Genomic DNA, 14715 nt, shown 5'->3' on the forward strand with positions numbered 1-14715 from the left:
ATTATTTCGCGATTTTTGTGAACAGGTCCGTGTAACGCTCTACGATGGACGGTTTATTTGCCGCTACGTAAGCTACATCTTCTTGAATCACATTAATTTTATCGATAGGTGTCATGAAGTCTCCAATTGCAGCGTCAGTGCGGAGCGGACGATTCGTCGTTTCCTGTCCTAACGCATCTTGGCCTTCTTTGGAGATCAGGAAGTCGATGAATTTTTTTGCATTTTCCTGGTTTTTGGAGCCTTTAACGATTCCCGCAACGGCATCCAGGAATACTGCGCCTTCCTTCGGATACACAACCTTCACTGGAGCGCCGTCCTTCACATAACTAACTGCCGGATCTTCGTAGGTCAATGCCACGACATATTCGCCGTCGGCAACGCTCTTATGCGCTTTGCTGGAGCCGCCTGCGATTTTACCATCCAAATTCTCAAGCAGCTTGGCAACATAATCCCAGCCTGCATCGGATGTGTAGTCTCCGCCCATCGCTTTCAGCATGTTCGTCAGTTGCGCGAATGCCGAACTGGAGTTCGCAGGGTCCGCCATTGCGATCTTGCCTTTCAGCGCCGGATTAAGCAGATCCTCATAGCCGTTAATTTGAATGTCACCCGCCAGATTGGTGTTTACCAGCAAGACGCTGCCATCCGATACATACGGAGTCATAAAGCCTGTTGTATTGGAATGTCCCTCCATCAAATCTTTATCGTTGGGAGATACGTACTTTTCGAACAAATCTGCGTTATCGTGAAACAGTGCGAAAGCTCCACCGAACATGACGTCAGCATAAGGATTCGATTTTTCAGACTGGATCCGCTTGATCAGCTCGCCGCTTCCCGCCGATACCAGTTCTACCGTAATACCTGTCTGTTTCTCGAAGGACGGAATAAGAGCATTGATCATTGCTTCGCTGTTCGGTGTATAAATGACCAGTTTATTCGAGCTGCCTGATGTGTTCGATTTGCCACCGCCACATGCCGCTAGTACAGCCACCAATATTGTAAGCATTATTAACGTACTCAACCACTTTTTCATAACCCCTTCACCCCTCATCTGAATGTAACTTTATTTTATCAGTTTGTAAGCGCATTAAAATCCTATTATTCAACACAATCATCTAAAATTCGCAACTAATTCACTCGAAGAGTCACTATATGTAACACGTATATACCATTAAATACTTAGAATTTCGGCGCTATTACCTATTGTTTGTTCGCAAGCCCGATGGTAAACAAAAGAAAAAGCCCGGATCTTATTTGATCCGGGCTTTGCTTCGTGTAATTTTTTGCTATGCAATTGAATCGATATCCCTTGCTATTTATCTCACGGACGATTCGCCTTGATCCTTGCGATCTCATCCTGCAAACCCAAGCTTTTCATTTCGCTTAATATGGCTTTATCAATACCTGCTTCATTGTAAACGAATCGTTCGAGGTTTAAATGATAGTCTCGGAATAGCGCAAGCTTTGACGCATATGTAGCATTGCTCAAAAATGTCTCCAATTCTCTCTTGCCAATATCCTCGTCAAGCACAATTGTTATATGCTGCCGTCCTGCATCCTTTGGATGCTCATTCAATATCCCCAGTTCATCTTGTGTCGGAACGATGATTTGCTTCATTCGTTCGGCTCGCACTTTCTCTGAGTACGTATATGGATCTTGAATGACCGGCGGATGCAGCCTTTCCTCTAGCCTTTCCCGTACTATCCGACCGTTCTCTAAGTCTTCTTGTGTGCTTTCATATTCGGGTGCAGCGTTTTGTTCAAGATAATCTTGCTCATTCTGATACCCCATATAAAGCAAACTGGAATCGATCATGACAATACGGATAAATTCCCGGATGTTATTCGCAACGACTACAGCAGGCTGGTCAAAATCCATAGGGGATACCAATACGATTGGCGCCTCCTCTAGATCTGCAACCATTCCGAAATCGGTCAAAAATCCGTAATGTGCCCCGTCCATCCCCGTCGAGCCGAATGCAACGACATCCATTGGCGTATTGAAATAACCGCTATGTCCATCCATAGGATAGAAACCAAGTACATCGTCGGCACTATTGCCTTCTTGCTCGAGCTCCTGATATAGCTTACTTAACGCTTGCAGCGTCGCAGACCGCCCGTACTTCCCGTAATTTACCCTTACACTCTCTTTATCTGACAGCTCTGATTCATCCTCGTCGAATACGTTCCAATCCTCATCATTATCATCTATCTCTTCTGTAGAAATGTTAATCGTATGGGCATCTTCATCCCATGCCACTTCCGTATTGGTGATTGTCCCTAAATAATACATATGTACATATAAGATGCCGTCCACGATCCGAAGATTTGGCTCTTCCTGTAGTTGCAAATAGTGGCTTAAACTAGAGTTCGGCGTGTGATAGGTAATCGTTATTTTGCCAGATGACATTTCGAACTCCCAGCCCATCTGCTCTAACGTATCCTTCATTGGCAAAAGTCGCTTTCTTCCATCTACGATAACCGGTTTACTGAGCTTAAGAAATTTGCCATCAAATTTAGTATGAATTTGCTGATCACCCGTCTTTATGTTTGTCATTTCAAAGCTTTGTTGTTCTCCATTGTAATAAACCTCTATGGAGCTTGGTTCATTACTGATTAGAAAATTCGCAGCAAAGCTATGCTTCACTTCATTATCATTATTGGCGTTGACGTCATTAATGCGGATTTTCACAACCCCATTATCCTCGACAACATCCATTTTAAATTTTTGATATAAGTTCTTATTATCATTCTGATTGAAGAATAACCAATACTCATATCTTGTTTCGCTATATTTTTCGTAGAGCAGATGTATTCCTTTTTTTTCATTTAATTTAGCTTTCCAATTCATAACGGTTACGTTCAATTCCTGGTCACTTTCGAATATCGTTGCTTTCACTTTGTTTTCACTTGTATTTAAAAGTAGTACTGCAGTAAGAACAGATACCGCTATAAAAATAGCTGCTATTATGATTGTTTTCCGCAATGGTTTGTCTTCTCTCCCCCGCAATCAGTGAGCAAGACCTGCAGCGCCAATGCGCCCTTCCTCAGTCTTTGCTCACCAACGCATAGGTAAAATGTAAACTCTAATACTACTTAAAAAACAGGCGTCTGATTCAATCTCAATTCCTCTTCATTTGTGAAACCTTTATCCAGCGCCTCTTGGCGTAAAGCCAGATAAAGCTCCGCCTTTGTGGCATTAATATAAGGAAGTACAAACAGGACGCCAACGAATAGCGCAAGCGTACCAAGTAAAATCCAGCCTAAAAAGCTTAAATCAATTACAAAAATATTAAATTTATGCCCCCTAGTCATCTGCCTGCTTAAATCTACCGCACGGCGATAGCCAATGTTAGGGTTGTCGGCCAATATAAACGGCACCTGGCTGTAGGAGTAGGATTTGATGATACCCGGAATAACGAGGAGCAATGACCATAAGAAGGTCAGAAAAGCACGCCAGAGCATCGTTTTTACAATATCCAAATATCTGAATTTGTTGAATGCATACATCAAATGATTAAGATTCACTTCTTGCTCTGCAGAGCCCTTGAAATAACGCATTGCACCTGCCTCAAACGGAAAACCGAGGAAGATCCGAAAAGCAATTGCAAACAAAAAGATAACGATAAAAATGACAATGATAAAAGCAAGAATCGGCCCGAATATCCCCCAGTCTATATCCCCGCCACTCCATTCGAAATCACGGGTAGAGCCTGATGATCCGAAGTTAAAATTAAAGCTCGGAGGACTGATGCCTCCGCTGACAACTGTCAGTATAATACCGACTAAAAATGCCTTCCAATACGATGTCCGCAGCACCTGTTTGGCTCTTTGTTTCAATTCTTTACGATCCCACATTCCTATCCCTCTCTCCTGAATACTTTGTTGTCCATCTTACAATAGATACCATAATTAATATAGTACTAGCAGTCATAAATCATTCTTGCAATGTGGATTAGAGCTCTAAATTCAACTCTATGCATTGCATGCAAGCTATAAGTTATATAGCCAATTTGGTATTGGATTGCAACATTCATCACTGGTACATTAGTAGCAATATATAACCTATCTCATTGGAATAGTATGAATTCAAAAGAAAGGAGTAGATCTAACGTTGCATGAGCTGGCTCCGATTTTGTCGATTGACGGCGTCACCGTTGCCTTTAGAAGTCCCGGACAATCCGAGGATCGGGTTGTCTTGAACCGTCTGCAGCTTTCTGTCGAAGCCGGGCAATTTATATGTCTTCTTGGGCCAAGCGGCTGCGGAAAGACGACGCTTCTGAATTGCGTGGCTGGTTTTCAGCCCTATGAAGGCAATATTTATTTCAACGGTGCACGTATTGAGAAGCCTGGCAAGGAACGCGGGGTCGTTTTTCAGGAATACGCTCTGTTCCCCTGGTTCACCGTCGAGCAAAACGTAGAGTTCGGTCTGCGGGTGAATGGCGTTCCGCCAGCAGAACGCCAAGAACGAGTCCGGCATTATATTGAAATGGTAGGACTCTCCGGCTTCGAAAAGCATTACCCCGGCAAGCTGTCTGGAGGCATGAAGCAGCGCGCAGGCCTAGCAAGAGTGCTCGCCAATGAGCCAGGCATGCTGTTAATGGATGAGCCGTTTGCTGCGCTTGACGAGCAGACCCGGGAGAAGCTGCAGACGGAATTGCTGGGACTATGGGAACAGCAGCGAAAAACCTGCCTGTTTGTCACCCATAGCATACAGGAAGCTGTCTATTTGGCCGATCGCGTCATCGTCCTGCAGCCGAACCCTGCACGTATCGCACTCGACCTGCGAATTGACCTGCCAAGATTGCGGAACCGTCATGACGAGAAGCTGCTTCAGTATCAAGCGCAAATTAGCGAAACTTTACGAGAAGGAGACAACCCTTATGGAGAACACCTTTCCATCATTACAGCATAAGGAGGTTCTCTCGTCCTCGAAAAAGCGCTCTCGGCCCTCACAGGGCAAGGCGTGGACGCGTTTATTAATCAAGCTATCAGGTCTTTCTATACTATTGCTAGTTTGGGGGCTCATAACCGGCCTCGGCTACGTGGTCCCTGCCCAACTGCCCAGTCCGCTAGCGACGCTGCAAACCATGACGCATATGCTTCAGGACGGCTCGCTTATTCATCACGCGATATCCAGCTTGAGGCGTGTCTTCTCGGGATTTTTCGTCGCCTTTGCCATTGCGCTTCCGCTTGGACTGATGCTAGGCTCCTCCCGTTTACTTCGGGATGCAATAAACCCCGTCCTTGAGCTGCTTCGGCCGATACCGCCGCTCGCTTTCATATCTCTAGCCATCCTGTGGCTCGGAATCGATGAATGGTCGAAAATATCTATCATTATTTACGGCGCCTTCTTCCCCCTCCTCCTTAACATTACGGGAGGAATCAGTCAGGTTGATCCCGTACATATTCGGGCCGCGCAATCGCTTGGCGCCCGCAAGATCCATATTTTCTGCCACGTCACGCTTCGCGCCGCCATCCCGAACATGATGATCGGCATCCGATCAGGAATGGGTATGGCTTTTATTTGCCTAGTCGGCTCCGAGCTAATCGCTGCGAACGAAGGTCTCGGCTTCCTCATTCAGGAAGGGCGATATATGTTCAAAACCGATCAGGTGCTTGTCGGCATGATCACGATCGGCATCATCGGTTACTTCATCAATTTAGTGCTTACCACGCTGGAGAAAATTCTGCTGCGCTGGAAATAAATCATTTTTTGGAGGCTATCGCTATGACTATCAATCGTAAATCGCATTCTTCGCTCCTTATTCTAGTATTCATTGCACTAACCCTGCTGCTCGCGGCTTGCGGGGGCGGAAGCGGAAAGAAGGATTCCTCCCCATCGCCAACTGCCTCGCCTGCCCCTACTGCGGAAGCAAAATCAGCAGCCGCACCAGAACCTTCGGAGCCGCCTAAGCCTGCTCTTGAAACGACCAACATCTCCATCGGTACGGCCCGCGATACGCAGCTATCACCGCTCATCGTCATTGCGAATGAAGAAGGTTACTTTAAAGAAGAAGGTCTGGAGGTCAAAACCGAGCTGTTCGCTGCCGGCCCTGACGTCATCGCTGCTTTAGGCTCGAAGAGCATCCAGCTTGGCTCCTCCGGCGACATTCCGCCGATTATTGCCAAAGCATCGGGCCTGCCGATCGAAATTATCGCCCAGCAGGCGGATATATCCGGCGTACAAACCTTAGTCGTCAATCCTGATAAAATCAAAACGCCTGCCGATTTGAACGGGAAGAAAATCGCCTTTGTACCAGGAACGGTCTCTGAAGCCTTCTTCCTGCGCATCGTAGAGAAATACGGTCTTGATCTGAAATCGATCGAGTCATTCAAGATCGGACCAACTGAATTGCTGCCCGCTTTCCAGGCAGGCAATATTGACGCCTTCTCCATTTGGCAGCCCGTTGCTCTGAACGGTGTCAAAAAAGGCGGCGTTGCCCTCCTGACCGGTAAAGAATCGCATGTTCCCGGCGAGGAAGGACCACAGCAGCTCATTAACTCCTACTCCATTCTGATTGGCCATAACGACTTTGTAACCAAAAACCCGGAAACCGTAAAAGCGGTACTGCGTGCTTTGAACAAATCCGTAGCCTTTATTGAAGCGAATCCGGATGCGGCAGCCGCACATATTGGCAAGACGCTGGGACAAGATGCAGCAGACATCAAAACCTTAATTGCACTCAACCATTACGCGCTTAATCTGACGCCAGAGCTGGTCACTGCACTTGAGAGCATCTCCAAATTTTTGCTGGATAACGAAAAAATCAAAGAAGTACCGGACTTCAACTCCTTCATCGACACCTCCTATTTGAAAGCCGTTGCCCCGGAACTGGTCACCATTCCTTAACTTAACGGTATAAAAGAAAAAGTTCACCGTTGCCAATAGGCAGCAGTGAACTTTTTCTTTTGCTTCATTATTCTTATGCGGGATCTACAACTTCCGGAGATACGCCAGCGAAGGTATAGAAGCTGGCGTCAAACGGCGTCGGCCCGCCTGTTGTCACGAATCTGGCCGCTCCTTCACCGGTGTACAGATTCCGTGTGCCGTGGAAAATGCCCTGCGGCACATAGAGCAGATCGCCTGCTTCGAACGGCAGCCATTCTCCGTTCAAGTGAATTTCCCCTTTACCTTCCACACCGATGAACAGCTCGCTGGAATGCGGATGCTGATGAACGGCAAAGCTTTGTCCGGGCTCCTGTATACCGCAATGCAGAGACAGTCTGGCGCTGCCGGTGCCTGGCCAGAACAGGAAGTTCATATTGGCCGGATTTTCAATCGTTTGCGACGGATCATTGCCCGTAAAGCCTTTGAGCTGGGTTTCGTCATTGTACAAATGGTTGAACAGTCTTGGCTTGGACGCGGTAGGCGCACCTTCCGGCAATACGGTCTGCCAGATGTACAGTGTCACTTCCTCCCCTAGATCGGCCTTTACTTCATAATCGGAGCCAGATGGCGCATAGAGTGCGGAAGAAGCCTCCAGCGCGCTCGTTGCGTCCCCGACGCGGGCACTGCCCTTTCCTTTCCATATCACGCCTACCACTTCTTGAGCTTTTCCTTTCTCACAGCTGCTCCAAGTGCCTCCGGGTTTAATACGGACGACCAGCCCTTTGACCAGCACCGCTCCTTTCTCTTCATTTACTGGAATGGCGACCAGCAGATCGCCCCGGTCCTCCCAGTTCAATTCGGACCATCTAATTACCGCTCCAGATGTTAATGCGTTTGCTGCAATTGTCATTGTTATTCCTCCTCTAGAAAGGTTTATATCGAAAGGCAGGCGAGATATACCCGCCTGCCGCTCGGCTATTCTGTTTGGTTTAGACCAATACGCCGTAGGGACTGCCCGCTGTTCTTGCGAAGACATCCGGCGTCTCCCGCCGGAGGGAGACAGGCTGACCGATTTCCTCGCCAAACTGCCCATGGTCATAGACCACTTGTCCCCTTACAATGGTCACTAGCGCTTCCCCTTCGAGTTCAACCCCTTCATAAGCCGACCAGCCGCTGCCCGACCGTACATGAGCTTCGGTAAATGTCCACTTCTTCTCGTCGTCGACTATCAGAAGATCCGCATCCAACCCGACTTCGATGCTCCCCTTCTGTTGATCAAGTCCAAAGCGAGCCGCTGGCCCTGCAGCAAGCAATTTTGCTACAGTTAGAAGTCTCTCTTCTCTGGTCAATGAGGGAAGATACCGTTTCAATCCCGTCAACAGTACGGGGAGCAGCTCCTGAACGCCCGGCAAGCCAGGCGGCGCATCATGGAAATCAAAGCTTTTCTCCGCCTTGGAATGCGGCGCGTGATCGCTGCCGACTGACGTGAGCGTGCCGCGTGCAATCGACTGCCAGAGCCGATCCCGGTCACGCGGCTCACGAATAGCAGGACTAAGCTTGGCCTTCGTCCCGAGCTCCAGCGCACTTGCATGATCGAACCATAATTGATGCGCAGTCGTCTCGTACGTAACGGGATACCCCGCCTCTGCCGCAGCATCCAGCAGCTCCGCTTCCTCGGCTGACGATACATGCAGCACATGAACGGCTGTGCCATACTTGCGGACGAATCGAAGTGCTCGCGCTACAGCCGTAATTGCTCCGATGCGCGGATACACCGATTCATATTCCGTTAAGTTGGAAGGCTCACCGCTCGATTGGCGGAATAACCGGAGGACAAAATCGTCCTCCGCATGCAGTGTCAGCGGGATTGCCTTGTCCGCGGCCAGCCGGAAAATATAGTCGAGCTCCGCCTCGTCATCAATAATGTGCTTAGCCGTGCGGTGGCCCGTAAGAAACAGCTTAATACTCGCCGCTTCTCCGCGTTTCAGCTTCTGAAGCGCCTCCGCCTTGCCCGGTACGACTCCGATATGAAAGCCGTAATCGACATAAGATTGACCCTGCACGAGAGCTGACTTTTGCCGCAGCCGATCTGCCGTATCGGTGTACGGATTCGTATTGGGCATGTCCAGTACCGTCGTTATACCACCCGCTGCGGCTGCCTTTGAAGCGGAGTGCCAATTCTCCTTATGCTCATAACCCGGCGTCCGGAAGTGAACATGCGAATCGATAAGACCTGGAAGTACATACCGCCCTTCCGCATCGATCGTGCGATCCGCTGCCGCTTCTTCGTCCTGGCGCAGCAGCTTGGCGATCTTCCCGTCCCGGATACCGATCTTTCCGGTCAGGATGCGGTCCCGGTACACGATACGGGCGTTCTCGACCACAAGGTCGAAGGTTGCCCCGCTCATGAGATCAGCTCCCTTCCGATAATTTCCCGCGCCAGCCGGTTCACGGGCCCCATCAGCGAGACAGCTCTTGCGTCGCGCAGCAGACGCTCGATTTTTTTGCCGCGCACATAGCCTGATCCGCCGATGATTTGCTGAGCTTCGCGGACGATTTTTTCACTGGATTCCGAAGCAAAGATTTTGGACTGGTAGGCGATCTGACTGAGCTGGTCGCCCCCCTCCTTCGCCGCTACCTTCTCTACCAGCGCCCGAACCGCTTCAAGCTGCATATGCAGCTCAGACAACGCCGTCTGCAGTACCGGATTGCTTTGCTGCCCCCGGTTCAGCACTTGCGCCAGCGCCAGCTTATACGCCGCCTCGCTAATACCCAGCGACACCGAGCCCAATGTCAGCCCGCACTCGCGAATGCCGTTAATGACGCGAGGCGCTCCGCCTAGCGGACCTATAAGCTGCTCGTTTGCCACTTCGCATTGATGCAGATTAATAAATCCGGTCGAGGAGCCCCGCATCCCGGACAAATTCGTATCCGCATCAGCGGTAATCCCCTGTGTTGTCTCAATCAGAAAAAATGATTGCCCCGAATTGCCATACAGCGAACCGGGATCACCCGTCCCCGTCTGAACAAGCACCAGATATAAATCTGCCAATCCGGATCCAGTCGTAAACGACTTCACACCTCCGATAACCCAGTCGCCATCCACTGTCCGATCTGCAACTGTCGAAATATTCTGTTTATTTGCGCCAGCACCTGTCTCCGACCATGCGGATGCGGCCAGCCATTGTCCGTTCGCAAGCTTTGGCAAATAATCCGTTCGCTGCTTCAGACTGCCCCACTCCAATATCCGGGAGACGACCGAGAAATGCTGAAAGACGATAATGGCGATTGAAGGATCAACTTCTGCAATCGAGGCGATCAGCCTGCCTGCAAATAAAGAATCATAACCGAGACCGCCATATTCCAGCGGCACAAGGCTGCCTAGCAAACCCGATGCCTTGAGCGCATCAAGCGAACCTTGCTGCGTGCGGCCTGTATCGTCGGCCAATACGGCGTAACGATCCAACTCCTCCAATAACGAATCTATGCGTATACCTTGCGTTGCCACTCCCATTCGTAAGTTGCTCCTTTCTTAAAAGGCAACGCGCCGAGCAAGCGCACGTTTTTCTCGGAAATGCTGCTGTACAGCAAATAGTCCGATAGCTTGCCTCCGGTTGTCGCCGTTGAGATATAAGTGCTTCCGCCTTTCGTGTTCACCCGCAGACGGTAACCCGCAGACAACGTATCCTGAACCAGCCGATGAACGACGGTGCCTTCAATGGCCGCGGCTGCACCAATGCAGGCAGCTCCGGTCAACGCAATCGTTGGATGCCAGGACGGAATCGATACGCCTCTGAACGCGATCTCCTCCGGTTCATAGCTGGCAATGGCCGCTACCTTCGGAAACACGCCATCCGGGTTCCAGCCAAGCAGTGACGCAGCCGCCCTGCGGATGGCATTCAGCCGCCCCAGCGTTTCCGCTCCCGCTTCAAACAATCCCTGCTCCGAATGAATATCGAGCTCTGCGGCATTTACAAACACATACGGATTGCCGGAGGATACGATGGATACCTCATAATCGCCGTATTCCGTGTAAAGCCGGTTTGTCAGTGCCCCAGATGGCAGCAGACTCGACAGCGGCGTCTGGCCGTCCACAATGAAATGCGCCGTGCAATTCATGCCGGATCGAACCGCATGGTCGACCTCGCAGACGAGCGAGTCTCCGACATTTTCCACAAAGACACGGACACGCAATCCCGGGCTTGCACTCGGCAGCCAGCCCCATTTCATCGCGACCTGTATTGCAGCCAGAATGGAATGACCGCAGCTTCCCGAATAATCAAAGGTTACAGGATTGCCCGGAACCAGTTGGAAGAACAAATAGTTCAAATCGTACATCGGATGCTTGGACGGACGAATGACGACATACTTAGAAATCAGGCCATAAGGCCTTTCCTCATGATCCAGATTGTCGTTAATGCCTTCTAAGATCGGAATAATAGCGTCAGGCGAAGCAGGCAGCTCCGTTCCATCAATAATGATGGAGGATGACACACTCCCTTCGGCATGCGCCAAATACGTTTGCATATGAATCACCCCTCAAATTGATATTGCTTGGAAGAACCAATTTGAACTTGATACTGACTGATCCATAGCTGAAAAATAACGAGCGACCACAGCGTCAATGCCGTCTTGCCGTCAGGCTGTGTCGCCTGCTTGTGCAGCAGCTTCTCTACCGCTGCCGGGCTGAACAGATTATGTCTGCGAAGCGTGTCCCGATCGAGTACTCGCTCCACCGCCTCATAGAGAGGAAGCCCCTTTCGCATCATAGCGTCGATCGGCAGCGTGAACGGCTGCTTTTTCCGGTTCAGAATCGCATCCGGCAGTTGTCCTTCCGCCGCCCGGTACAGCAAGCGTTTCACTTTCCCTTCCCCAATACGCCAGTCCACAGGCAGTTTGCCCGCCAAATCCAGAATACGCGGCTGGCAATAAGGCACCCGCACTTCAACAGAATGCGCCATACTGAGATGATCGACGCGTCTTAAGTGATAGGAAGGCAGCCGGTACTCCCGCTCGAAATCCAAGATGGCATCCAGTCTGCCCTTCCGGTGATGAGCGGTTCGGAGGCTGTCCGAAATTTGGTCCCCGATCGAACCGTTGTCATGAATAAAAGCGCGGTAATCATCACTGTACAGCTCCTTGCGCAATTCCGGCGAAGCAACGCCAAGCGAGGCGACGTAAGGTTTGATCCAATTATCCGTCGCTTCGGAAGCCTCCAGGAAGCGGTCGTATCCGGCGAACATTTCGTCGGCTCCGTCACCGGAAATCGTCACCTTGAAGCCGGCTTGATGAATCGCTTCGAACAAAGCGTAGCTGCTCAGCGTAATCGGATCGGCATTCGGCTGCCCCAGCCGCTCTGCCACAAGCGGCAGCAGCTTTTCAAAGTCCCGTGGATCGACCAGAACCTCATGATGCGTCGTTCCGTACCGTTCGGAGACTTGTCTGGCGTAGATTTTCTCATCCAGCGGCCAATCACCAACGTAAGATAAATTAAAGGAATGAATACCCGCCTGTCTTTGGCTTGCCAGTGCGGTTATAAGACTGGAATCCAATCCCCCGCTGTTAATCGAAGAGACCGGAACGTCCGCAAGCAGCAGCGCCTGCACTTCGCGGTCCAACTGCCCTCGAAGCGATGAAGCGGCAGAATGAAAGTCTCCGCCAAGAGGCTCCGATACGAGCAGCGTCTTCCAGCGGCGAAGGGCCGGCCGTTCGCCTAATCTTGCTTGCAGCAGCGATGATGGCGGAAGCGCATAGACACCATCGAACAGCGTCCGTTCTCCGAATACCACCTTCGTCGTCAGATAAAAGTCGACCCCCGGCAGCCATAAGCTCGAAGGCACACTGCCGAATGCCAGCAAGGATGGCAGCTCAGACGAGAAATAAAGCGTTTTATTCCGTTCATCCCAATAGTAATACAGGGATTTAATGCCAGAAGGATCCGTTGCCAGGGTGAGCACAACCCCCTCCCGTAAATCGATGACCGCAATTGCGAACATACCGTCCAGATAACGGACAAAGTCCTGCCCGTATTCCGCATATAAAGCAGGCAAGATCGAACCGTCGCAATGATCCGTGAACGTATAGCCTTTAGCCTCCAGCTTGCTTCGGAGCTCCCGATGATTATAGATTTCGCCATTCAATACGATGCGTATCGAATCGCCAAGACTGTAAGGCTGCTCGCCGCCATCAAGTCCGACGATCGCAAGCCGGTTATTGCCGATTGCCCAGTTTCTCTCTGCCCATACCGATTGCTGATCGGGTCCGCCTGCCAACTGTTGATCGGAGACAGCCTTCAATCGCCCGGGATCGACATCATCATGACCGATATATCCAAATATTCGGCACATTCTAACCACTCCCTATATCTTTATTCATTTCAAACCATGAATCCGGCCTGCATCTCCCCTTTCCAATCTATGATTTTACAAATTGTTAGTAATTTATTATTTTGGAATGTTTTACAATTTAGACTGTACTCTCCCTCTACTCAGCCGTCCAATATTACTTATCCAATCAATTGTATTATTTGAAAGCTATCGTTCCGACTTTAATTGACAGCAAATGTCGAATCCTCTACCTGATAAGTGACCGAGGAGGCCTCCCCTTCAAACAACCGGACAACAATAAACTGCGGCTGCTCTGACAAGCGGAAGGCATGCGGCCTGCGGGCAGGCACCACAACAACATCGCCGGGCAATGCCGTCAATTCGAAATAACCGGTGTCCCCCTGACCTTTAATCGTAAATACACCCGCTCCTCCAAGCACAATTCGCACTTCATCGTCCAGATGATAATGAAGCGAGCCGAATTTCTGCAGCATATCGGGAGTCTGTTCCGACAAGATCACAATATCCCATTGCTTGTAGCCTTTCCGCTCTGCGAAATCCACAATCGAGGGTTCATAGATACGGAGCAGCTCAGCCTTTTCCTCATCCGACAACAGCAGTCGGCTCTCATACGATGAAGGGGTGAGATTCTCCTCCCATCTTTCATAATAGACGCCTTGCTCCTCCAGAAAAGGACGTAATTGTGCCTCCTTGTGCGGCCCCAAACCGCCAGACAATCGTAGTTCAGCCATGTAATTCCTCCTATTCCAATTTGAATTGTAACCTATCATAGATGGAAATTTTTACCCTGTCAACCAAAAATATAAATAATAGTTTTCAAGCAATATGTTCATAATTTCCGGTCTATAAAACCTATTATGAAATTGGTATTGGAAGTTTTTTTCATTCGCTCGTTATAATACTAACAAACCCGGAATAGGTGGTTTTAACATCATAAATCAAGATATGGAGCGTGTGACCCATGAGTAAAAATGTTTTGTTCATTAGCGGAAGCCCTCGTGCCGGAGCCAACACCAAGGCCGTTATCAATGTCGTGTACCGCTTGCTGAGGGATAAGCAAGGCAACTCCCAGCTGCTCGATCTTCACCGTCATGTACTGCCGCTATTCAACGGAGATCCGGCTCAGCAGGAGCTGGATACCGTCGCTCAGCTTCAGAAGCTGGCTCAGGAGGCCGACGCTTTTTTCATCGTGACGCCCGAATATCATAACGGCATCAGCGGTGCACTGAAGAACGCGCTGGACTTTTTGAACAGCGATTATTTCAAGGGCAAGCCAGTTGCCATTGCTGCTGCGGCTGGAGGCGGCAAAGGCGGGATTAACGCACTGAACAATCTCCGTCTCGTTCTGCGCGGACTTCAGGCCAACGTGCTGCCCGCTCAATTTGTAGCCGATCCGGGCCACATCGATGAGCATGGCATCTATGTCGACGAAAGCGGCGTTCAGACGCTTCAGACGCTTGTACTTGATCTGGCATCCGCCCTGCAGACGGAAGCCCGTGTATGAGGTCCGCCGCTCATCATCGCATTATCAAAGGGGCT

At 50.0% G+C, this 14715-nt stretch carries 13 protein-coding genes; 4 read left to right on the plus strand and 9 right to left on the minus strand.

The features are described 5' to 3' along the window. Position 1: 1 nt before the first annotated feature. The 3 genes from IEX98_RS09825 to IEX98_RS09835 form a co-directional block, all read right to left on the minus strand. On the minus strand, positions 2–1030 hold the full coding sequence (locus tag IEX98_RS09825) for an ABC transporter substrate-binding protein (RefSeq protein WP_188888782.1): 1029 nt from the start codon (positions 1028–1030) through the stop codon (positions 2–4). Positions 1031–1318: 288 nt separating this feature from the next. Next, a complete protein-coding gene (locus tag IEX98_RS09830; RefSeq protein WP_188888783.1) occupies positions 1319–2689 on the minus strand; it encodes a hypothetical protein in 1371 nt (456 codons plus the stop codon). Positions 2690–3093: 404 nt separating this feature from the next. Beyond that, complete coding sequence (locus IEX98_RS09835) at positions 3094–3855, minus strand: DUF975 family protein (RefSeq protein WP_188888784.1); 762 nt, start codon at positions 3853–3855, stop codon at positions 3094–3096. 256 nt (positions 3856–4111) lie between these two features. Between IEX98_RS09835 and IEX98_RS09840 the strand changes: the two genes are divergently transcribed. From IEX98_RS09840 to IEX98_RS09850, 3 genes are read left to right on the plus strand one after another with little or no spacing between them, the layout of a single operon-like run. After that, positions 4112–4912: an ABC transporter ATP-binding protein gene (locus IEX98_RS09840; RefSeq protein ID WP_188888785.1), complete on the plus strand. Its 801-nt coding sequence runs from the start codon at positions 4112–4114 to the stop codon at positions 4910–4912. Next, positions 4881–5705 (plus strand): ABC transporter permease, encoded by an 825-nt coding sequence (locus IEX98_RS09845; RefSeq protein ID WP_188888786.1) that lies wholly within the window; start codon positions 4881–4883, stop codon positions 5703–5705. The genes IEX98_RS09840 and IEX98_RS09845 overlap by 32 nt, the downstream gene beginning before the upstream one ends. 23 nt (positions 5706–5728) lie before the next feature. After that, positions 5729–6850, plus strand: a complete 1122-nt coding sequence (locus IEX98_RS09850) for an ABC transporter substrate-binding protein (RefSeq protein ID WP_188888787.1) — start codon at positions 5729–5731, stop codon at positions 6848–6850. 73 nt (positions 6851–6923) lie between these two features. On the opposite strand, the gene IEX98_RS09855 is transcribed toward IEX98_RS09850, so the two are convergent. The 6 genes from IEX98_RS09855 to IEX98_RS09880 all read right to left on the minus strand — a co-directional run bounded on the left by IEX98_RS09855 (position 6924) and on the right by IEX98_RS09880 (position 13907). After that, positions 6924–7739 carry a cupin domain-containing protein gene (locus IEX98_RS09855; RefSeq protein WP_188888788.1) on the minus strand — a complete coding sequence of 272 codons (816 nt, stop codon included), beginning with the start codon at positions 7737–7739 and terminating at the stop codon, positions 6924–6926. Between the two features lie 79 nt (positions 7740–7818). Next, positions 7819–9237, minus strand: coding sequence for a dihydroorotase (locus IEX98_RS09860; protein ID WP_188888789.1), 1419 nt, complete (start codon positions 9235–9237; stop codon positions 7819–7821). Beyond that, the gene (locus tag IEX98_RS09865) at positions 9234–10343 is read right to left on the minus strand and encodes an acyl-CoA dehydrogenase family protein (protein WP_188888790.1); all 1110 of its coding nucleotides are present in this window, start codon (positions 10341–10343) and stop codon (positions 9234–9236) included. Before IEX98_RS09865 ends, IEX98_RS09860 begins: the two co-directional genes overlap by 4 nt. Further along, positions 10313–11356, minus strand: a complete 1044-nt coding sequence (locus tag IEX98_RS09870) for a PrpF domain-containing protein (protein WP_188888791.1) — start codon at positions 11354–11356, stop codon at positions 10313–10315. The genes IEX98_RS09865 and IEX98_RS09870 overlap by 31 nt, the downstream gene beginning before the upstream one ends. A gap of 5 nt (positions 11357–11361) precedes the next feature. Further along, entirely contained in the window at positions 11362–13176 is a 1815-nt protein-coding gene (asnB, locus tag IEX98_RS09875; RefSeq protein ID WP_188888792.1) for an asparagine synthase (glutamine-hydrolyzing), read from the minus strand. A gap of 200 nt (positions 13177–13376) precedes the next feature. After that, positions 13377–13907 (minus strand): cupin domain-containing protein, encoded by a 531-nt coding sequence (locus tag IEX98_RS09880; RefSeq protein ID WP_188888793.1) that lies wholly within the window; start codon positions 13905–13907, stop codon positions 13377–13379. Positions 13908–14137: 230 nt separating this feature from the next. Between IEX98_RS09880 and IEX98_RS09885 the strand changes: the two genes are divergently transcribed. Continuing rightward, on the plus strand, positions 14138–14680 hold the full coding sequence (locus IEX98_RS09885) for an NADPH-dependent FMN reductase (RefSeq protein ID WP_188888794.1): 543 nt from the start codon (positions 14138–14140) through the stop codon (positions 14678–14680). Positions 14681–14715 lie beyond the last annotated feature (35 nt).

Origin of the sequence: Paenibacillus radicis (ex Gao et al. 2016), from assembly GCF_014641555.1 — a bacterium.
In the GTDB taxonomy this organism is placed as follows: Bacteria; Bacillota; Bacilli; order Paenibacillales; family Paenibacillaceae; genus Pristimantibacillus; species Pristimantibacillus radicis.

What these genes read in the sequence shown, in the direction of transcription:
- IEX98_RS09825 (WP_188888782.1), bottom strand. Translation starts at nt 1,030, where the DNA reads ATGAAAAAGTGGTTGAGTACGTTAATAATGCTTACAATATTGGTGGCT.
- IEX98_RS09835 (WP_188888784.1), bottom strand. Translation starts at nt 3,855, where the DNA reads ATGTGGGATCGTAAAGAATTGAAACAAAGAGCCAAACAGGTGCTGCGG.
- IEX98_RS09845 (WP_188888786.1), top strand. Translation starts at nt 4,881, where the DNA reads ATGGAGAACACCTTTCCATCATTACAGCATAAGGAGGTTCTCTCGTCC.
- IEX98_RS09850 (WP_188888787.1), top strand. Translation starts at nt 5,729, where the DNA reads ATGACTATCAATCGTAAATCGCATTCTTCGCTCCTTATTCTAGTATTC.
- IEX98_RS09855 (WP_188888788.1), bottom strand. Translation starts at nt 7,739, where the DNA reads ATGACAATTGCAGCAAACGCATTAACATCTGGAGCGGTAATTAGATGG.
- IEX98_RS09860 (WP_188888789.1), bottom strand. Translation starts at nt 9,237, where the DNA reads ATGAGCGGGGCAACCTTCGACCTTGTGGTCGAGAACGCCCGTATCGTG.
- IEX98_RS09865 (WP_188888790.1), bottom strand. Translation starts at nt 10,343, where the DNA reads ATGGGAGTGGCAACGCAAGGTATACGCATAGATTCGTTATTGGAGGAG.
- IEX98_RS09870 (WP_188888791.1), bottom strand. Translation starts at nt 11,356, where the DNA reads ATGCAAACGTATTTGGCGCATGCCGAAGGGAGTGTGTCATCCTCCATC.
- asnB (WP_188888792.1), bottom strand. Translation starts at nt 13,176, where the DNA reads ATGTGCCGAATATTTGGATATATCGGTCATGATGATGTCGATCCCGGG.
- IEX98_RS09880 (WP_188888793.1), bottom strand. Translation starts at nt 13,907, where the DNA reads ATGGCTGAACTACGATTGTCTGGCGGTTTGGGGCCGCACAAGGAGGCA.
- IEX98_RS09885 (WP_188888794.1), top strand. Translation starts at nt 14,138, where the DNA reads ATGAGTAAAAATGTTTTGTTCATTAGCGGAAGCCCTCGTGCCGGAGCC.